The sequence below is a fragment of the Yersinia sp. 2545 StPb PI genome (assembly GCF_052217125.1).
Classification (GTDB): Bacteria; Pseudomonadota; Gammaproteobacteria; order Enterobacterales; family Enterobacteriaceae; genus Yersinia; species Yersinia enterocolitica_E.
The window spans coordinates 3,407,050-3,428,558 of record NZ_JAZGPY010000001.1 but is presented as its reverse complement, the minus strand read 5'-3'; the positions used below and the strand labels follow the sequence as shown (position 1 = coordinate 3,428,558).

The window sequence follows — 21,509 nt, the reverse complement described above, 5'->3', positions numbered from 1 at the left end:
CAGGAGCTTTACGCATGAGCAAAAATAAAGGTAAGACCAATAATTCTACATCATCTTTTATTGGGAAACTAACTCAAGAAAATCTACATAAAAAGTTGTGCCCTATTTATTTGGCATTGGTTGCAGTATTGCCCAGTTTGTCTTATGCAAACTTAGTTCCCGATACAAGTTCAAATGCGCCAACGATTTCAGAGTCAGCCAATGGAACACCGACAGTAAATATTATTAATCCAAACGGTAATGGGATTTCTCACAATAAGTTTGATGACTTTAATGTTGGCCCAGATGGTTTGATTTTTAATAACAGCATGCAGGATGGTGTCAGTAGCATAGGTGGTTATATAATTAAAAACGGTCAGCTACAACAAGAAGCTAGCGCTATCATTAGTGAAGTTACGGGTGCCAAGGGATCGTATTTAAATGGCACAATGGAAGTGTTTGGGAAAAAAGCTGACCTTATCATTGCAAATGAAAATGGCATATCTGTGAATGGCGTATCAACCATTAATGCGAATAACTTAACTCTCAGTACAGGTCGAGTGGAATATGGTGAGAATGGTAATATTCAATTAAATGTTAATAAGGGTACGATTGCAGTAGAAGGACAGGGACTATCTACTGAAGGATTAACCCACTTTGATATGATCAGCCGTACGGTAAAACTCGATGGTGAAGTCTCTGGGAGTGCCGATATTAAAGTTGTTGCGGGGCTAAATACTTACGACACACAAACACGACAGCACCAGATTCGTAACTTATCGGCTGCAGATACCCCTAAAGTTGCTATTGATGGCAGTTCATTGGGTTCCATGTATGGGGGAAGAATACAGCTAATCAGTACCGAAAGCGGTGTTGGGGTTAGACATAAAGGTAGCTTAGTCGGTAATCAGACTGTTGAGATATCGGCCGATGGTGATTTAGCACTGACAGCAATTAGCAGCAAGTCAGGTGATGTTAATTTATCTGGCAACAATATCGATATTTCAGTTAATGAAAATACAGGTTTTGGTGGTGTTATCAGTAATGGTGACCTAATTATTAGAGCTTTATCTCAAGCTAAACTCAGTGCTGATGCAGTATCAAAAAATGGCAATATTAGAATTACTGCTGACTCATTGTTGCAAAATGCAGCACGTATTTTTGCAATGAGCGGTGATAGTGACAAAATAGATGTAACATCAATTTTCATTGATGTTAAGGGTGAATATAAAATAACAGGGACACTTTTCGCTCTTGATGCTTCAGGTAAAAAAATAGAGAATGCAATTATATCCCTTGTGGATGGTAATTATATTGTATCGATTAACGGCGAAACTATTGATTCCGCAACTATAAGTTCTGATGCTGCTATTAGCAGTCAGTCAGGCAATGTTATAGTTAAGGCTAATTCATTTTTAAATCAAGGTGCTGGAGTTAATAGTCAGAAGGGGACGTTAAGCTTCACTATTAACGAACTATTTGACAATGATGGTGTTGTCAATGCGAGTGGTCCGCTGAGCATTGTCGCTAATGATTTACATAATAAAGGTGTTTTATATACTGAGCAAGACGCAAATCTTATTCTCGGATCTCTAATTAATAAAGGATTACTGCAAGCTGATAAAAAAAATACCATTAAGTCAAATAGTATTAATAATAGTGGGCGAATTGTCTCAGCCGCCTCAATGTTAGATATTTCCATTGTCAATGGAAGTGCCATTAATAGTGGTGTATTGTCCGGTAAAAATGTTGCTATTCGCCAAGTTAGTGATGGCGGTTTATTGGAAAATACCGGGGTAATTAACTCAGAAGAATCTATTGATATAACAACAGAAAGTGTTTTCAATAGTGGTGATATCACAGCAGCTAAAGATTTATCACTAAATATCAGTAAGGAAGTTAATAATCAAAATGGGGGTAGTATACTCTCAGGTGCCAATCTGAAAATAAATAGCAGTGGGGTTCATGCAGTTAATATAAATAATAACAACAGTTTAATTCAAGGTGGTGCTATTGAAATTAGTAACGCTAACACTATTACAAATAGTAATAATGCAAAACTAATTTCAGAAGGCTCACTTAAGCTTGATGACATTAAAGAGTTAAATAACAAAGGTAGTTCGTCACTCATTCAAGCGAACGAGATTATATTAACGAATATTGATAGCATTAAAAATACTGATGAAGCAAAAATACTCGCGGCTGATCAGTTGTCAATTAGCCATTCGTCAGAATTAATTAATCAGAACTCATCTATACTCGCCTCTGGTGATATTCATTTGAGTAATATAGAAACGATAAAGAATGTAGATGGATTTATTAATGCAGATGGAACTGTAAGCATAAATAATAGTACTAATCTGTTTAATACAGGAACTGGAACCACCCAATATTCTGGTTCAGGGATAATCGCGAATAATATTGATATTCATTCTGTTGCCAATGTGGAAAATTCCGGTGGAAGTTATATTTCAGCATTGGGAGAATGGTTAAAACTAGAACTTATTAATAGTATTATAAATGATAAGAGTGGTGTTATAACATCAGATAATGGCCTAATGATATCTAATATAGATAATCTAAATAACAAAGGCGTTATATACTCTGGTGCTGATATGTCTCTAGCTAATATTGGGTCTTTATCCAATATAGGTGATGGGACGGGAAATGTTGGTGTTATTAATGCGGGTAGAAATTTATACGTCAGTTATGTCAGTAGTTTTATTAATTCCATTGCGGCAATTATTAATTCTGATGGTGACGCCACCTTCAAAAACATCAATAAACTAGATAATATTAATGCGATAATTCAGGCATCAGGGATATTGTCCGTAGAGGCTAATACTATTGTAAACAGTAGTGATAAAGGGTCATCAGCTGGTGACGCTATCATTATTGGTGTTGGTGGGCTTACAGTGGAGTCAGACTCTATTTCTAACCTGAATGGAGCGACCTTATTTTCTGATGCTGATATTTCTATTAGATCAAAAAATGTAAATAACAGTGGCTCTAATATCAGTGGTAATAATGTTGATATTCAATCTGATAACTTAAATAACAGTGTCGGTTATATTTATTCGGCTAAAAATTTATTAATTAAGCTAGCTGAATCTTTGAATAATTTATCTGGTGACATTTTTAGTGATAATAATCTCTCTTTAATTCTCTCTAAAGATTATCGCTACAATGATGATAGTGGTGATATTAATGCTAGAGGTGAGTTCTCTATTAAGACTACGGGTTCTATCATTATTGACCGTATTCTGGAAAGTGCTGCAAGCATACTACTTAATGCAGATGAGAACATTAAAATTTCAAGTAATCAATCTATTTTGAGTCTTAAGGATGTCATTCTTAAGGCAATTAATATTACTAATAGTAGTGGGGCTTTGATTTTCTCCTCGCAAGATATTATTATTGATGCAGAGAAAGGTAAGTTTCTAAATGAAGAAAATGCTAATGTTCTTAGTATGGGTAAAATTGATATTGTTGCAGAGAATATAAAGAATGATGGTGGTAATATTCGTTCTCAAGGCGATATGGCATTAGATGCTAAAATTATTGATAATATTAGTAAGTATGATAATCCTGGATGGGTTACAGGCCCTGCACAAAATGCTGAAGGTTCACATGAATGGAAGCAAGGGTTTATTAGCCTGGTATATTATAACGCAAAACTCTCAGGTTCAATTCCAACGTGGATTGGTGATTTTAAATTAACTAAAATGGCCGAAATTTCATCCGGCGGTAATTTAAATATTAATCAAAAGAATATTTATAGTACTAAAACGTTAAATAATACAGGTGGTATTATTCAATCAAGTAAGGATATGATAATATCTGGAACTGTTAATAATGCACCTGAATATAATGAAATGTCATTTTTCTATTATTTGACGGAGACGCTGAGTACCCTGATTGAGCTGGAGGTATATAGAAAAGTGATAGGTAGCGATTCTGGTTATGCTCAGTTTAATACGCTATATCAATTGCTGGACTTTTATTTCGGTGATGGAAGTCCGGAGTCTGTCTCAGGGCAGGGGTCATATATATATGATTCTAAGTCCAACAGCTTTAATAGCTTAAAAGAAATGGCCAAACAGAGTGAACAATTAAACAGTGTTATGAAAAGATTGTTCGGCGATGCATGGTTATCTGAAAGCCAAGAAAAACTATCACAAGATTGGGCCAGGGTAACTGGCTCCAATAATGCTTCTTTGAAAGATTTAAAAGATTATGGTTTGTCGGATAATAACGGTGGGATTATCGCAGGCGGTAATCTGACTCACAATGGTGGAGCATTTAACAATGGATTATTCGGTGCGAAACTTGAAGGTGAAAAAATAACAGTTGCCATCGGTGATAAGGAGGTTGTGGTAACTCAAAATCCTTATGAAATTAATATTGGGTTGAAAACAATTGCCGAACTGACGAAAGGATTAAGTACCACAAAAACCTATACCGAACTCGCTAAAATTCAGGGGTTATTTGTTTCTAACCAGAAATGGAAAGATGTTGATTTCACTGCCAAGGTCGGGGATGGTGCCAGTAACCCTATTTATCCGTTTTATGAAACTCGAACTGAGATGATTGATCAGAGCCTTTTCTTTGGTTCGCAATATTTCTTTGACCAAATTGGCTATATACCAGAAACACCTGTTTTGGTTGTGGGCGATAATTATTTTATTAGTGAAGTTATTCGCCGCCAATTAAACGAGTCTGTTGGGACATTCTTCAGTGTGCGCGATGGTGTTGATGGCACCGAGTTGGTTGAGAAATTAATGTCCAATGCTGCAACTGTGAATGGAGTAGAAGATTTTACCGTCGGTAAAGCTTTAACTGATGAGCAGATTGCCGGACTGGATAAAGATATTGTTTGGTTTGTAACGGAAAATATCGATGGTCATGATGTACTCACACCTAAAATTTATTTCGCAACAACGACGTTAGAACAATTAGAAAGTGGCCGCTATGATGGTTCCGCTATAGTCCACGCTGGCGGTAATATGGATGTTGATGCATCCTCCTTTAATAATGTTAATGGCCAGATCAGTGCCGGTGGCAATATTAATATTCAATCAGAAGGCAATATTAATAATAGTAGTGTGGGCATGAATGGTGGTATCACTTCAGGTGGAGATTTATCATTGGTCTCCAGTGGTGGTTCTATAACCAACAGTGGCGCTGCTCTTAGTGCCGGTAATGATCTCACTTTGCAGGCAGATAATGGTTCAATTGAGCTTACTGCCAGCCAAGGCGCTAATGTTTCCGGTAATCAAGAACTTCATTATTATAATGATGGTGTCACCGCCGGTGGTAGCATTGACATGAGTGCCAAAGATATTACGGTTAATGCTGTTGATATTGCTGCGGAAAAAGATATCAGCCTGACTTCAACTGAAGGTGATGTCACCTTCAATAATATGTATGAGGTTGAGGGGAATTATGAATACAGCCATAAATCTACGGGGATACTAAGTCACGAATCGACAGAAACTGTCAGCTCAAGTGCTACGAGTGTTGATAGTTCGGTCAACGCTGGCGGCAAGTTTACCGTTAATTCCGCGAATGATATTGTTCTCAAAGGTGGTGAATATAATGCCCAATCGGGTGAATTGAAGGCTGCTGGCGATGTAGACATCCAAACATCACAAGATTACAGCTATTCTGAAACCACGGTTGAACGCACTGATCTAAAATTTGGTGCAGGCGCGAGTGGTTTTGGGCAATCGGCAGGTTATGATATTAGCGGTCTGGATGGGGAAAGTAGTAGTACCAGCACCGGTGAGCATAATAATCTTGGGTCGGATATCACCAATGCCGGGTCTAAGCCTGGTCGTGCTCCAACATCTTCCTCGGGTAATTTCCAAGCCGGGTTAGAAACCGTCACGACGGTTGATACTCAGCAAACGACGACAAATAATAATGCTTCACTTAACTTTACCGATTCTATGACATTAGAAGCGGGAAACACGGTTGATATTGGCGGTGGTAATTTTAACACTGAAGGTGCGTTGACTATTGTTGCCGATGAAGTCAAGTCTACAAAGTATGAAGATGAAGTGATAACCACGAGTGAGGAAACCGTTTCGTTTTATGGCGTAAAGGGTGAAGCTCATAGTTCAGTGGCTGATGCTGCTGATAAAGTCGGTAATTTGGTTGAAAAGGGCAATGACGGGCAAGAAATTGATGCCGGTTTAACGGCGGCAGAAGTGGCAGGTAGTGCTTCTAACCTTATGTTTAATGATTTGCTTGGAGGCTCAGTCTCAGTTGGATTCGATACCACGACGACCAGTAGTTCATCGACGACTAAAAGTGAAAACATCACTAATATAAATGCTGGTAATGTATCAATTACTAGTAATGGCGATACCACGTTAAAAGGTGTCGAATTATCGGCAGACAGTGTAGAGATCACTACTGGCGGTGATTTGAATATTTTAGCCGCCGAGTCCTCAACTGAGAGTTGGTCGCAAAAAGATACCCACTCTGCAGGCGTCAGTGCCGGGGCCTCCGCCGCTCCTACAGGAGCTGGCGCGGGAGTTTCTGTTGATTACCATGGCAGCACTTCAACCTCAACTGGCTCAAGCCACACATATACTAACTCCAACCTTAATAGCAGTGATATTAGCATTAACACTGGGGGAGATATGACTTTAGCTGGCGGTAATATTCAGTCAGAAACCGCCAACCTTAATATTACTGGCGATCTGAATGTGCAGAGTGTGCAAGATACGGTCAATAACCAGACTAATAGTAATGAGTGGGGTGGATCAGTCGGGGTTGCTGTTTCAACCAATGGAGGACTTATCCCAACATTGGCTGGGAACTACGGCCAAGGTGGCGAACATTATGATTCGAAGACTACAGGGACCCAGACCGGTATTAATACCACCGGTGAGCTGAATATCTCTACAGGAGGGGACCTCAATCTTACTGGCGCGCACATTGTTTCTGATTCCAAAACCGGTACTGTAGATGTTGCGGGCAATATTAACGCAGTCGAGCTATCAGATACTATTGATCAAGATGGTGCTTACGGTGGTGGTGGTGGTGGTATTTCTAAAACAGGCTTACCGACAGTCAATGGCTATTACAACACTGTGGAAAAAGTTGAATATCAGGAAGATCAAAAAGCGACCATCGATGTTGGTAATATTAAAGGAAATGTACAAGGTGAACTGAATACCGATGGTGAAACACTTTCTCAAGTAAATGTTGATAAAGTTACAGCATCAAATAGTATTTCATTTACTGCTGGCGGTTTATCTAGTTCAAATAAACCGGCAAAAAATGGCAATACATCAAAACCACCGAAAACCGCGCCGGTGAAAACTGACAAACCGACACCACCGAAACCTACTCCGGTGGAAACTGACAAACCGACACCACCGAAACCTACTCCGGTGGAAACTGACAAACCGACGCCACCGAAACCTACTCCGGTGGAAACTGACAAACCGACACCACCGAAACCTACTCCGGTGGAAACTGACAAACCGACACCACCGAAACCCACTCCGGTGGAAACTGACAAACCGACACCACCGAAACCCACTCCGGTGGAGACTGACAAACCGACACCACCGAAACCCACTCCGGTGGAAACTGACAAACCGACCCCACCGAAACCCACTCCGGTGGAAACTGACAAACCGACACCACCGAAACCCGCTCCGGTGGAAACTGACAAACCGACACCACCGAAACCCGCTCCGGTGGAAACTGACAAACCGACACCACCAAAGAATCGACCATCAAAACCAGTGAAAGGAGAGGAGAAGCCAAATCATATGAGCCCTAGTTATCCAGGTTCTAAACTAGGTGGTGATTTCAAAGGTCATTTACCAAAAGATGATAAAAACTCTTCTCGGTGGATCAAAAAAACTGCCACAGGAGATGAGCCAGTATCATACCCTAAGCCATCCGAGATTCGGCAGTCTACACCGCCGTCTAAAGCGCCAGTTTCTTCGGGTAAGCCGCCTGCAGAAAGCAATCCAAATCATATGAGCCCAAGTTACCCAGGCTCGAAACAGGATGGTAGTTTTGTCGGTAGTTTACCTAAAGATGATGGTACATCGTCAGGTTGGATCAAACACCCGACAATATCAGTGCCAACGGATTCGTCCAAACGATAGCCTAGACTAGGTCTATCGAGATAATACTAACAACAGGCTGCCATTACTTTGCAGCCTGTAATTTAACAATAGGATCTATTTATCCAATTCTTTCTACCGATGCTGAGTTTTAAAGGTGATATAACATGATGGAGATGATTCGGTATAATAAGGCTGTTATAAAAGCCGAACAAATTGTACCTACTTAATTATAATGGAATTTAGGATCATCTTTACGAGATGAAAATAGAATGTTTATGAAAAATATACTCTCCATCTGCATTAAAAAAAATTTGAAGATTTCTATTTTGATTTTTATCATGATCTCTATTTGTTTGTTTCTCTTTTTAAGAGGCAGTAATGATGAAAAAGAGAGAGGATTAAATATAATAAAATGTAATGCTGAAGTCATCATTCACAGTAATGTACCTGGTATGGTTGCCAATGTTAACATTGATTTTTCAGTCAATTCTACTAATGGTATTGTTTCTATTGATGGTAAGCTTTATAAGGATCATAAGAGTATAGGGGTGATTAGTCGCAGGATTATTTTTTACGTCTACTCGATTAATGATATACTCTTATTAAGATCAGTAAACAATTGGGCTAGCGAGGTAAATAGTATTGATGATACTTTGATTAATGAAGTCATGATCCATGAGTTCTACACCACACCAAATAGAAAAATGCAAATTACGTTCTCGAAAAAAGAGGAGGGCTATTTTGGGATATCTACAAAAAGCATTCCATTTATATATTGCTCGCCACGGTAGACTTGCTGATGAGTATAATTGTTGATGGTTTTAATTTTTACAAACAGTCCTTACTTTAGATAGCACATGTCATTTAACTGCTATATTGCTCCAGTCGTTATGGTATATAATATTTAAAATTGTGGTGAGGATCCTGGCTCGTCGTTCTTCAACCCTAGAAACGAAATGTAAGTTCAAGTTGCATTCATCTGTCGCTACTCATTCAGTTTACTGTGAAAAAAAGTAGTCTTAGCAGAGAAGTACTGCACAATACTCTCAATGGGTCGTATCTTACTTAATCTGATATTGTCAATCCGAGTCAGATTAACCTTTGTGACGAACTGCTAATCCTTGGTAGATTTGCCATCGCAATGTTCTCTTTTATTGATTATTATTGCTGACTATCTATAATAAATTTTTGATACGTATCATTGGAAATAATTGGCATGAGTAAATGTTATACTATAAATGATAATATTACATTTTACCCTGAAAGTGGTATCCTCTCATCCTCTTTGGGTGGCGCTCGCATTAAGATCAACGTGCCAACAGCACAATTACTAGAGGCGTTTGTTAATAGAGTTGGTTTGATAATATCGCAAAGTGATTTGTATTCAATTGCTTGGGGTGATAATGGTGTGAATGTCACACCGAACACTCTGTATCAAAACATTTCATTATTACGTAAAGCATTGCAAGATATCGGGTTGTCTGGTGAAGCCATCACGACTGTAAGAGGAAAAGGGTTTATCTTTACGGTCACTAAAGTTGCAGAATGCGAAGTCGATATTGACCCTGAAGATGAAGTTGATGAAATTATTATCGAGAATATTGTCCCTCAGCAGCAAGATGAGAAATTAGTAACCAAAAATAAATATAAAATATATAATATAGTATTACTATTCGCATCTGTGTTGATTTTCTTTGGCGCTGTGTTTTATTTTATCCATAAAAGTATTCCTAAGCGTATAATCGATTATCCTAAAAACTTCACATTTTTATCAAAAATTGATGGGTGCAGTATATTCACCAGCACTGAATTACATAACTTGGAAAGTCAGGAGAAAGTTAATACGTTTCTAAGTGGCCAATCATTAGAGTGTAATAATTACCCTTATATTTACTTAAACTATACAATAAGACACCCTACAATATCAGTTATTTCTTGTGAGTTTGAAGTTAATTATAGTAAGAAGAATAATTGTAGAACTGAAATATTCGTCAATCATGGTGGTTTTAATGAAATCAAATACTAAATACATACTGCTGATTTTCATATCAGTCATCATGATTGTTTCCGCTATTGCTTATGCTTATTTTTTAGCGGATAACAACAATAAAAAACTAAATTGCCATGGTGTGCATTATACGTATAGTAAAAATTTTAACATCAAGTCCAATGTTGAAATAAATCTATATAGCAAAAATGGTTATATGATAATAAATGGAATTGTTACTAATAATAACATACCCTATCAATTGACCAGGAAGACACTATTTAATATCTCTGATATTGATAATAAAACGATTCTGACTTTTACTGGCGTTGAGATTAGTCTTTCAGACGAAGTGAGCCGAACTGATCTTGAGCAAATGCTACCTAGTTTTATGTCTCAAGTAGGTAGTAATCTCTTAATTTCTATTTATAGAATTAACAATAATAATTATATTATTGAGTCTAATGGTGTGGCAAGTTTTCTGTGTAATAAGGATTAGTTTATTGGGTGTTCTGCTTAAAGGTCGGCATGGTTTTGACTATTTTAAATAGAGATATTTAAGCAGTTTTTTATCATACCCTATATCTTTATTATTTCTTTTTAAGGTTATATTCATTATTCTGAATATTAACCAAGTCTTAACTTGGCTAAATTCCGCTCAACTAAAGCCCATTTTCCTCTCGCAGTTGTAGTGAAATTCCCATGCAAGAAAATGACATAATTATTCTTTATTTCAATATGTTATGGTGCATACGTGACACTTTGATATGGGCTTCTTTGCATAATTTCATTAATTAATTTTTATTAAGACCTTATGATTTATATTATTTTTTAGCTTATGTTTTAATTGCTGCTCTAATTTTTTAATTCAAGTAAAGAGTACATTTTTATGCGCTGCATGATAACTATATCTGACCACAATAATTTTTTTTCGTATGGGTTGTATCATTTATTTAAGAGCCACCTTAAAGTTTGTTTATTGGTTAAGACTACGAGTCTTGACAATGAAACTGATGATGGCTTTATCGCTATATCCTTTTGTGAGAATGTCAGCGTTACTCTTAAAATTAGAGACAAAAAACATATGGCAAAAGAACTGGCTTCGGAAGTTGTCATTTTTAGGAATGACAGCATTAATCAATTAAGCCGTAAAGTTGAATGTATAATCGCCAATATGTTAAAGCATGGTCACGGGCATGATGTTATCTATAATGATCGTGGGGTAATTAAATTAACGTCAACTCAAATAAAAATTTGCAAATTTTTTTATGATGGGATTACCACTAAGACTGCTTCTCTTTTGCTGAATTTAAGTGAGAAAACCATTAGCACTCACAAACGAAATGTTATGAGGAAGATAAATGTTATTAATAATCAAGGGCTATATCTCTGGATTGAAAAGAATAAGAATCACTATTTTTAAATAGACGTGAAAATAAATTAATTTAAAATAATAAGGTTTTGCTTTGATGAACGATGTTGCTCTTGTTAATAAAATTTATTTCATATTGAAAATAATACTGTCTATCGTGTTCGTCTATTCCGTTTCATTTTTACTGCTAAAATTTAGATATGATAAAAATGATGTTATTAATTGTAATGCGAATCTGACCATTCATAGAGAAGAGTTGGGACTAATGACAAAACTTATGGTCGAATTTTCTATGAATAATAAAAATGGAATTGTCTATATTGATGGCGTTGTTTATAAAAATAATGAGAAAGTAGGCACGATAAGTCGTAGAACCTTTTTTGATGTAACAGCGATTAATGATGATTTGTTATTAACATCGAAGAGAAACTGGGTGACTGAAACTAATAATGTGGATGAATCTTTATTTTCAGATCTGATGCTATCGAGGTTTTATTTAGTTGATGATCATCCCATGGCTGCTTTCTTCACTAAAAATCGTAACGGAAGTTATTATATTTCGACTAAAACAATGCCCTATGTGTACTGCTCTAAGGTTTTAAGAGATCGCTAGAGTTTAGCTTTTTAGAAATAGTGCTCTATTAGCATACTGAGGATATCATTGCTGGTCAGCCTCCTGTAAGTAACCCGTCAACGCGAACCACTCATTCCGGCATACTGATTATGTCCCCTGGAGGAGACAGCCATGTGCAAGCTCCATTATCTGTTAATTGTCTTTATGCAGTCTATTGGGGTTAGGGAACCTGAAAAGATGTCGGCCAGCAAAGCTGGGCTATCTCAGGTAACTGACTTCAACACATAATCCCAATTGGTGGATTTAGCTGTCATGTTTCAAACATATTCGGACTGATATTCTGTATTGTCGGTGTTGAACAATACATTTAAGAGTAAAGTTAAATGTATTTAAAATCAATTGGTTAGATATTTATTTTTATTAAAAGTAAACCTGAAGAGTCTTAACTCCACCTTAATTAGACTAAATCATTAAATTTTTAGCTCTCTCTAGGACACACTCAAATCCTTAATCAACGTGTCATTAGAGGAATAAATACATGCGTTCAACACTTTTAACTTTATCACCTGCCGCTTTGTTATTGTTGGCTTCGGCTGGAACGGCCTTTGCAGCAGAATCTGGGCGTAATGCTATGATAACGATAGAGGCTAGCATCGTAACTGCCACCTGTGATGTATCGGTCACTGACCGATTGAATTTGAATAACCACACAGCAGCCGTTTTCACTGCCGCTAATACTTTTATTGATACGACGGCACAAAATTTTGATGTGAGACTTATGAATTGTGGAAAACCGTCGGCGGAGGATGATAAGGCGAGCTTGCGTATTTCGGGTTCAACACTGAGCGGTGGCAGTAACAATATCTTTAACAGCGATAATAGCTCTAGTGTTGGTGTCATGGTCAAACATGAAGGCACCATCCTACAAAGTGGAGACTCTATTCTTGTTGGGACTGCGGGTAGCACGCCAGCACCTGGAGATTTTGAAAAATCGATTTCTTTAAGTGCCGCGTTAGCTACCACTAATATATCAGCCATCGAAAATACAACGATTAGTGCACCAATTACATTTAGTTTTGTTTATAACTAACCATTTCTGATGGCAGGTGATGATAACTCCCTGCCATCAGGCAAGAGGAGTTTGAGTAATGAAATTTTTATTTCGCACGCTGTCTTTGATATTTGTTGGTTTGACTGCCACTCAAACCGTTCAGGCTGGCGGATTTGGTATTAGTGCCACTCGGCTGATTTACCCACAGGGAGCGTCGAGTGTTTCACTGACTTTGCGCAATACGCAACCAGATGCTCCTTATTTGGTACAGACCACAGTCAGCGCTTCTATTGATGGGAAAGGAGTCGCCCCTTTTTTGGTCACTCCTCCGTTATTTCGCCTCGAACCAAATAGTAGCAACCAAATTCGGATTTCTGCTAATGGTGTGGCTTTGCCCAGTGATCGTGAATCGGTTTTCTATATTAATGCTCGGGCTATACCCAGTAGTGTTGCAGGAACAGGAGAAGATCAGCAACAAAGCGTGGGTGGTGAAGTAAAACTGGGCGTTGCGAACGTCATCAAGTTATTTTATCGCCCTGCTGGATTAGCCCCGACTGTCGCCAATGCCCATAAGAATCTACAATTTACCCTAGTGAAAGAGGGATTACAGGTTAATAACGCCTCACCCTATTTTATTAACTTTTCTGGCATCAGTTTTGCCGGAGAGGCGCTATCTTTGGCGCGCGCCGAAGCCAGTATGATTGCCCCTTTCAGCAGCCATATCTTCCCGACCAAAGTTAAACAAGGGGAGATCCGCTGGCGGGTGATCAACGATCTTGGAGGTATCGATGCCTTTACTAAAGTGGTGCCGTAATGCGGGTTCTGCGAGCTTTTTCATCTGTGTAGTCGCTCTGCCGGTACAAGCTGCTGAAATAGTGGATTTCCGTGCCACCATTGTTCCTGGAACTTGCGAAATTAAGCTAGATCAAGAGTTTTTGGATTTGGGGAGCGTCCAAACAAGCTCGTTGTTATCGGGAGCCGTGGCTGCATCCAATACTTTCTCTCTGAAAGTACAAAATTGTAGCGGGACGGCACCTGGTAGCCAAAAACCTGTTATCCAGGTCACTGGCAATGGTGATGGCAGTGGCAGCAAATGGCTGTTTCGTGATGCTGACTCAGACGCTCAAGGGGTTGGTGTGCTGCTAACTCAAAACATGAATACCGTTCGCCATGCTGACAAGCTGCAATTTCAAGGAATAGTCCCGCCAGCCACTGGTGCCGCTATGGCATTTTCCGCAGGGGTATCCTGTATTGATTCGGGGGGCTGTAATCCAACCACCGGTAAACTCATTGCTCGAGTTACCTTCAATTTTCTTTACGATTAAGAGCACATTATGATTCGAGCCCTTCGTTTCCGAGACTTGCAACTTATCAGTGGCTTACTCCTTAGCCTCTGGGGAAATAGCGTTTTTGCTGCTGATGGCGGAATAAGCCTTGGACAAACGCGGGTCGTATTTAATGAAACTGATCGGGCGCGCACTGTTCTGGTTAAGAATGATGGCGATAAAACTTATTTAATTCAGTCTCTGGTTCAACTGGGCCCAGATAATAAGCAAGCAACACCATTTATCGTGACACCACCCTTATTTCGGCTGGAGCCTAATAGTCGTAATTTGCTGCGTATTATACGTCAGAATGAAGGAACATTATCGCAGCAACATGAATCGGTGTTTTATTTATCTGTTCTGGCGATTCCTGCTCAAGCCTCCGAGCTGACAGAGCAGGCCCAGTTATCAATGGGAATTCGTTTTTTGATTAAGCTGTTCTATCGCCCCGATGGGTTGAATATGACCCCGGAAGACGCTTACTGCAAATTACAATTTACCCAAGTCGCTGAGGGTATCCGTGTAGAAAATCCTACACCCTATTTTTTAACGCTGGGGCAATTGAATATTAATCATCGCGCCGTTAGTTTCGAGCAGTACCCGGCAATGATTGCCCCTCACAGTAATCAAATTTATCCAGCTATTTCACCGTTGGCAATGGCTGACTGGCGAGTGATTACCGATTACGGGATCCTCTCGCCGAAATGCGAATATTCACCGCCATAATTTCTGGAGAGTAAATGAAAAGTTTCTGGACTCGCCTGTCATTAATAATGATTGGGAGCTTACTGATGCTGAACAGTTTATCGGTGAGCGCAAATCAGGCTGAACTTAAAGGTATTTCCTTTTATGTGATGCGGGTTATTTACCCGGAAAAAGCCAGTCAGGGTGTTGCATTAACCGTCTATAACAAAAGTGATCAGCCTTTTTTAATGCAATCTTGGATTCGGAGTATGGATCCTCAAACTGGCGGCGTTGCACCGCAGGGCAAAGTCGTTACTCCGATGCCCTTTATTGTCACTCCGCCGCTGCAACGACTGGAGCCTAATAGTGATTTGACCTTGCGTATTCGGCGTACCGGAGGGGAGTTAGCACAGGATCGGGAGTCAGTATTTTATATTGCTACCAAGGCTATCCCATCTACACCTGCGAATATGGCGCAAAACGGCGGTCAATTAACGTTAGCTGTTGTCAGTAATCTTAAACTATTTTACCGCCCGTCCAGCCTGCCGGACAGTGGGGTGGCAGGTGCTGCCTCACAATTACGCTTCCATCTGGAAGGTAATACGCTGGTTGCTGAAAACCCAACGCCGTTTTGGTTGACATTTTCTCGGTTAAAAGTTGGTAACTATTTGTTTGATAATGCGGCTATGCGCCTGATGGTTCCACCAAAAGGGCAGCAACGCTATAACTTGCCTGCGGGTACAAAGGGGCCAGTTGAGTGGCAATTGCTTGATGAGACAGCGTGGAATACGCCATTAGAACAACAAAAATCACTTACTGGCTCATCTCGATATTGATATCCAGTTTACCGACAAACTTATTTTAACTGCTGGTTAATCATATGTTTTTAATTCCAATTTTGTGTATTGGCAAAACAGATAAACCAGGTTGAGCTAAATATCATGAAACGACACGTTAATGGGATAAAAATATCACCTATATTTACGGGTGCGATATTACTTACGTCTGTTCTGCCCGCTTGGGGCCGGGATTATTTTGATGCCGGGCTACTAATGCTTGATCAAGAGCAGTCTGAAAAAGTGGATTTGACTCAGTTTGAGACTACCGATCAGGTGCCTGAAGGGGCCTATCTGGTGACGGTATTTGTTAATCAGATTGAGCGCGGCGAGCAAACAATCACTTTCCAAAAAGGCTCGCGGAATAAGGTTGAGCCACTCCTCACACCAGCGTTACTGAATGAGTTAGGCGTGAATACTAGTGCACTGCCGACATTCTCAAATTTACCACTGGATAAGCCAGTGGAGGATTTGCCTGCCCTGATTCCTCATGCACAGGTGCAATTTTCGTTGGCCAAGTTGCGGCTGGATATCAGTATCCCCCAAGTCGCAATGCAGCCAAATAGCAGCAGTCAGGTTGATCCCTCATTGTGGAATCAAGGTATTCCGGCATTTTTGCTGAATTATAACTTGAACGGCAGCCGCAGCCGACGTTCTTCCCAATCAGACTTGGGAACATCAGAGCAAACAAGCCTCTTTGCCAACTTACGGGCGGGGTTGAACTTTGATGCCTGGCGTTTACGCAGCCTGATTACCCATAGCCGGAATACGACGAATGGTGATAATCGCGCGGGTGAAAGTACGCAGGACACCCAGTTTATCAATAGCTACCTGCAGCGGGATATCCAGGCTTGGCATTCTGAAATATTGGCAGGTGAAAGCAGCAGTGGCGGGGATGTTTTTGACAGCATTCCGTTCCGTGGTGTCAAACTTAACTCAACCGAAGAGATGTTGCCCAACAATCTGCGTGGCTTTGCTCCGGTTATCTCTGGTGTTGCGCAAAGCAATGCGAGGGTAACCGTGAGGCAGAATGGCAACATTGTGTATCAAACCTATGTTGCACCAGGCCCGTTTACGCTAAATGACTTGGGGCAGAGTGGTTCTTCAGGTGATTTGACGGTAACGATAACTGAAGCTGATGGTTCCGTTCGCACCCAGACTGTCGCCTATTCAACACTGCCGGTAATGTTACGTCCTGGTGCATTTAAGTATGAACTGACCAGTGGGAAATATAATGGCAGCACCACTGTTGGTTCTCAGGAGTCAACCTTTGGACTCGGCACTTTGGTTTATGGCTTGCCCTATAATCTCACGCTGTATGGTGGTGGACTGGTCGCGGATGATTACTTCTCAAGCGTGGTGGGGAGCGGGCTGTCTTTAGGGAACTTTGGCGCATTGTCTGCGGATGTCACTCAGTCGAACGCTAAGCTGAAGGATGTGGATGACCGGCAAAAAGGGGAGTCATATCGGTTGCGCTATGCCAAAAATATTGCCAGTACCGGCACATCAATTGATGTCGCGACTATGCGCTACTCGACCCGAAATTATTACAGTTTTTCCGATGTTAACAACAATGGCTACCAATTACGCGACGATCAGTTGCCCTGGTCACAAGACCGTAAGCGCAATAGTTACCAGTTACGTTTGTCTCAGAATATGGGGGATTTAGGATCGCTATATATCTCTGGGATGCGGGATAACTATTGGGACAACAGTAAGGTCAATAACAACCTTACTGCGGGCTATAGCAACAGCTACCACGGGGTGACTTACGGCATGAATTACAGTATTGACCGCATTAAAGGGGACAATAGCTGGCCGGAGAACAGACAGTTATCCATGAACGTTCAAGTACCATTAAGTTTGTTGAGCGGTTCATCACTTGCTAACCGTAGCTTCGCCAGTTATCAGATGACAAATAACAACCAAGGTAGTGTTCAGAATCAGGCGGGTATTAACGGAACATCAATGGATGACCGTCTTTCTTACAATGTGACACAAGGCTGGTCTAACGACGGCAGCAGTGACATGGGGTCGGTGAATACTGGTTACCGTGGCAGCAAGGGCATGGCGAGTATGGGATATAGCTATGGTAGTGGCTACCGCGCGGTGAATATGAATGCCAGCGGCGGGGTGGTGGCACATGCCGACGGAGTCACATTGAGTCAACCTTTGGGCGATACCGTTGCATTAGTCAGTGCACCAGGCGCCAGAGGAAGTAAGGTGATGAGCGGCAATAATCAGGTGGACAGTCGTGGTTATGCGGTGGTGCCTTATCTCTCAAACTACCAGCGCAATAATATTAGCCTGGATCCGGCAACCCTGCCTGAAGGGGTTGACATAACGCAGTCAAGCCAAAATCTCTACCCAACTAAAGGTGCAGTGGTTAAGGCTAACTTTGCAACACGCGTCGGTTATCAAGTATTGGTTACTTTGAGTAAAAGTGGCGGATTAATACCTTTCGGTGCCGTGGTTGCCGTTGAAGGGAGTGCGGGTGAAGAGCCGAATACCAGCATTGTTGGAGATGCAGGGCAGGTCTATCTCAGCGGGCTACCAGAAAGTGGTCGTCTAAAAGTGAAGTGGGGGGGGGATACTAGCCAGCAATGCAATGTAGCGTTCAATTTGGCGAACACTCCAGCCCCGTCAGCGGCTAATCCGATACGTCATTTGCCATTACGTTGTGAGGTTTAACATGTTGAGCACCGAGAATTCACCCAATAGAGGGGTAAACACCGTGACAAATAAAATAAGCACCACTGGTTTTACGCGGTTACGAATAGGGCTTTGTCTGCTGTCGTTGGGCGTTATTATGCCATTACAGGCAGCTATCATTGAGATTGGTAGTGGTAGCCAACAATGGGCAGGCCCAGCCATTAATCAAAATATTTCCACCAGTTTTGGTGACTACGATATGTATATGACGCTCAATCCAAATTATGGTCTTGTTGCCATCACGGGGGCGGGAATTCCTGAAACCTTGGGTTGCGTTAATAACACCGCCCTAAGTGATGTTGATGGAATTCAAGGGTATAAGATTGCTCAAGGTATTTTTTTGGTACCGCAGGCATCTTTCACTATGATTTATCAGTTAAATGCTGGCTTATCAGAAACCATGAGCGGAACTTTTAGCAATTCGGGAGTCCAGGGGACAGTCTCTGGATCTGGAAATGCTGCTGCAACGCCTGCAAATTCTGCCTGGTGTTTATCACCCCGGGCAATCTCGACACCCTCTTTTTTCGAGGAATCTAGCGTCCGCAGTGGATCAATAACGGGCAATTGGGTCATTATCACCGATGGGACCCAGCAAGATGGAGTATTCTCCATTCCTGAGATGTATTTTAGCAGCAGTGCATTATCGAGTGCTACGAAGGCAAGTATTCTTACTGGCTATCAGGTTAAAGTTTCCACACGGCAATGCTCGATCAATATTAACAAATCGATCAACTTTGGCGAAGTAGAACATAATTCGACTTTGGGGGCTGAATTAGAACTAGTGAAGGATAGTCTGGTGGTGGGATGTACCCAAAATGGCGCTAATCCTGCCGCTAATATTAATATAAAATTTCAGGCTAATTCAGGGCTTTATGATGGTGAGACGACTCGATTATCCCTCAATGAGGGCGGCGGCTATATCACAGGTGAAATAACGGGAGTTACAGGAGCTGGAACATGTAATCTCACGCAAGGTCTGAAGTTTAATGGTGAACCAATGAAATTAGGTTCAATTAATGCGGGTGAATCTAGTGAAGTTTTCTCAAATGAACTCACCTGGCGACTATGTTCCGGTGGCGACACATTACCTGTTGGTAACGTTACCGCCTCGGCAACTGTCGATGTTATTTTCAACTGATAGTCGAATAAGTCTAGTGAACATATATTATTATATTTAATCTACAGTATATAAAAATATTCTAATTTATAGATAAATAAACAAGTAACTGAAGTGGTGGCATGTAGGGATCAGCATGCCGTGTCGTATTCTTGTATGAAAATCCTTCATTGAGGCTAAGAAGTTATTCTCATCGAGACAGTCAGTGACATACTCATTAGAAATTTGAGTATGGAATACCTTAGGTTTAGACGACCTGTATCATTGAATCGGCCTAAAAAACCATTTAGGCCACTCAATTATCATAGAGATAATAGGCGAAATGAAGAGGTTCTGAGCTTTAAAATAACAGTAATACAGTCGGATTTTACACTTGAGGAAACTTGATTTAATAAATTAAAACAAAAGGTTAACTCTTAATTTAATTTGATTAAGACTGTGTTTCTTTCTTTTGAAAACAATAAGTATTAAATTTATATCACGTTTTAGATATCGGGAAACTGAGGGACTAACAATGAGCGAAATTATTATGGATAGGAAAGTGAGACGACGTTTTTTATGTAAAGATGTTAACGCTGGCACCAGAGGTAAACTGGCTTTAGGTATTGTACTTGTTTTTATTGGTGCAATGGGGATGCTATTTGCAATTACTCAATAGTTTAGTCAAAAGCCCTGAGTTGGCAAAATTTCATCAATATTATTTATTTCATATTTTAAGATGGATGTAAGAGTGACATGTTATGACATCCATCTTTATTACTCCATCGATACACATTGTTTTCCTAAAAATGATATGCATACCATGTTAATTAAAATGGTCAAATTTCCACTATCACTAAGCCATTCTATCCTGCTGTGAACCTATCTCTGCAAATAACCTTCTTCAGTCTCTAAAATTATTATCCAGAATCATAATGTTTTACTTAACCCCCTATGAAATGGATAAATGAGTTTTTAGTTTAGATTGTGGGATTTTAGTATTAAATGTAAATATTTGTTTTTATTGTTAACCTCATCTATCACATATTAAAAAAAATTAAAATAGGGTATATCGTCTTTATAGTGCGACATAATGCCTCACTTTATGATGAATATTTAAACATAATATCATCATTACTTTAAAACAAAATGACTTATCATTAAAAATTGAAAATATTTTCAATATCATTAAATTCTTGTTTTATTTTTTTAATATGTGCTCTATGTTTTAATCGTGGATTGGCCGAGAGGTTTATCCATGCTGAAATCTTAAATTATATTATCTAAATTCTATTAAAGGATATTCCTATGAAAAAGATTAACGTAATTATGTTAGCTGCAACCTCAGTATTATCAGCATGTTCCTTTTATGTATCAGCCGCTACGGTTGATGTATCGAAATTGATGAAGGATACAAGTTACACACAAAATACGTCCATGACCTCAGACTTGATGTTGATTAAGCACGGCGGCCATGGTGGTGGTCATGGAGGGAATGGAAACGGAGGCAACGGTAACGGCGGTAACGGCAACGGTGGTAATGGTAACGGTGGCAATGGTGGTAATGGCGGTAATGGTAACGGTGGTAATGGCAACGGCGGCAATGGAGGTAATGGGGGGAACGGGGGCAATGGTGGTAGTGGTAATGGTGGTAACGGCAATGGGGGGAATGGTAGCGGTGGGAATGGTAACGCGGGCAACGGAAGTATGTAATAACGAATCCCCCCTTATTGGGGGGATATCAATTACGCCTAGGGAATTAATAGCCATAGATGAAATATAAATACATTGTTA

At 40.1% G+C, this 21,509-nt stretch carries 15 protein-coding genes; 14 read left to right on the top strand and 1 reads right to left on the bottom strand.

Annotation, left to right across the window (positions count from 1 at the left end; translation table 11 throughout):
• Window positions 1–14: 14 nt before the first annotated feature.
• The 14 genes from V1955_RS15995 (at window position 15) to V1955_RS15930 (ending at window position 20,394) form a co-directional block, all read left to right on the top strand.
• Window positions 15–8,117 carry a two-partner secretion domain-containing protein gene (locus V1955_RS15995; RefSeq protein WP_442821140.1) on the top strand — a complete coding sequence of 2,701 codons (8,103 nt, stop codon included), beginning with the start codon at window positions 15–17 and terminating at the stop codon, window positions 8,115–8,117.
• A gap of 236 nt (window positions 8,118–8,353) precedes the next feature.
• Entirely contained in the window at window positions 8,354–8,869 is a 516-nt protein-coding gene (locus V1955_RS15990) for a hypothetical protein (RefSeq protein ID WP_442821139.1), read from the top strand.
• A 425-nt stretch (window positions 8,870–9,294) separates the two neighbouring features.
• Window positions 9,295–10,104, top strand: a complete 810-nt coding sequence (locus tag V1955_RS15985) for a winged helix-turn-helix domain-containing protein (RefSeq protein ID WP_083159777.1) — start codon at window positions 9,295–9,297, stop codon at window positions 10,102–10,104.
• Window positions 10,088–10,564: a hypothetical protein gene (locus tag V1955_RS15980; RefSeq protein WP_227746554.1), complete on the top strand. Its 477-nt coding sequence runs from the start codon at window positions 10,088–10,090 to the stop codon at window positions 10,562–10,564. The genes V1955_RS15985 and V1955_RS15980 overlap by 17 nt, the downstream gene beginning before the upstream one ends.
• 480 nt (window positions 10,565–11,044) lie before the next feature.
• A complete protein-coding gene (locus tag V1955_RS15975) occupies window positions 11,045–11,488 on the top strand; it encodes a helix-turn-helix transcriptional regulator (protein WP_193784704.1) in 444 nt (147 codons plus the stop codon).
• A 46-nt stretch (window positions 11,489–11,534) separates the two neighbouring features.
• Window positions 11,535–12,050 (top strand): hypothetical protein, encoded by a 516-nt coding sequence (locus V1955_RS15970; protein WP_083159773.1) that lies wholly within the window; start codon window positions 11,535–11,537, stop codon window positions 12,048–12,050.
• A gap of 499 nt (window positions 12,051–12,549) precedes the next feature.
• Window positions 12,550–13,101 carry a fimbrial protein gene (locus V1955_RS15965; RefSeq protein WP_083159771.1) on the top strand — a complete coding sequence of 184 codons (552 nt, stop codon included), beginning with the start codon at window positions 12,550–12,552 and terminating at the stop codon, window positions 13,099–13,101.
• A gap of 58 nt (window positions 13,102–13,159) precedes the next feature.
• Window positions 13,160–13,876, top strand: coding sequence for a fimbrial biogenesis chaperone (locus V1955_RS15960; RefSeq protein ID WP_083159769.1), 717 nt, complete (start codon window positions 13,160–13,162; stop codon window positions 13,874–13,876).
• On the top strand, window positions 13,851–14,387 hold the full coding sequence (locus V1955_RS15955; RefSeq protein WP_420073797.1) for a fimbrial protein: 537 nt from the start codon (window positions 13,851–13,853) through the stop codon (window positions 14,385–14,387). Before V1955_RS15960 ends, V1955_RS15955 begins: the two co-directional genes overlap by 26 nt.
• A gap of 9 nt (window positions 14,388–14,396) precedes the next feature.
• Entirely contained in the window at window positions 14,397–15,113 is a 717-nt protein-coding gene (locus tag V1955_RS15950; protein ID WP_083159765.1) for a fimbrial biogenesis chaperone, read from the top strand.
• 14 nt (window positions 15,114–15,127) lie between these two features.
• The gene (locus V1955_RS15945) at window positions 15,128–15,907 is read left to right on the top strand and encodes a fimbrial biogenesis chaperone (RefSeq protein WP_083159763.1); all 780 of its coding nucleotides are present in this window, start codon (window positions 15,128–15,130) and stop codon (window positions 15,905–15,907) included.
• Between the two features lie 105 nt (window positions 15,908–16,012).
• Window positions 16,013–18,598, top strand: a complete 2,586-nt coding sequence (locus tag V1955_RS15940) for a fimbria/pilus outer membrane usher protein (RefSeq protein ID WP_372568838.1) — start codon at window positions 16,013–16,015, stop codon at window positions 18,596–18,598.
• A 43-nt stretch (window positions 18,599–18,641) separates the two neighbouring features.
• Window positions 18,642–19,757 carry an adhesin gene (locus V1955_RS15935; protein ID WP_420073794.1) on the top strand — a complete coding sequence of 372 codons (1,116 nt, stop codon included), beginning with the start codon at window positions 18,642–18,644 and terminating at the stop codon, window positions 19,755–19,757.
• 493 nt (window positions 19,758–20,250) lie between these two features.
• The gene (locus V1955_RS15930) at window positions 20,251–20,394 is read left to right on the top strand and encodes a hypothetical protein (RefSeq protein WP_193784703.1); all 144 of its coding nucleotides are present in this window, start codon (window positions 20,251–20,253) and stop codon (window positions 20,392–20,394) included.
• Window positions 20,395–21,158: 764 nt separating this feature from the next.
• On the opposite strand, the gene V1955_RS15925 is transcribed toward V1955_RS15930, so the two are convergent.
• A complete protein-coding gene (locus tag V1955_RS15925) occupies window positions 21,159–21,485 on the bottom strand; it encodes a hypothetical protein (protein ID WP_420074124.1) in 327 nt (108 codons plus the stop codon).
• Window positions 21,486–21,509: the final 24 nt, after the last annotated feature.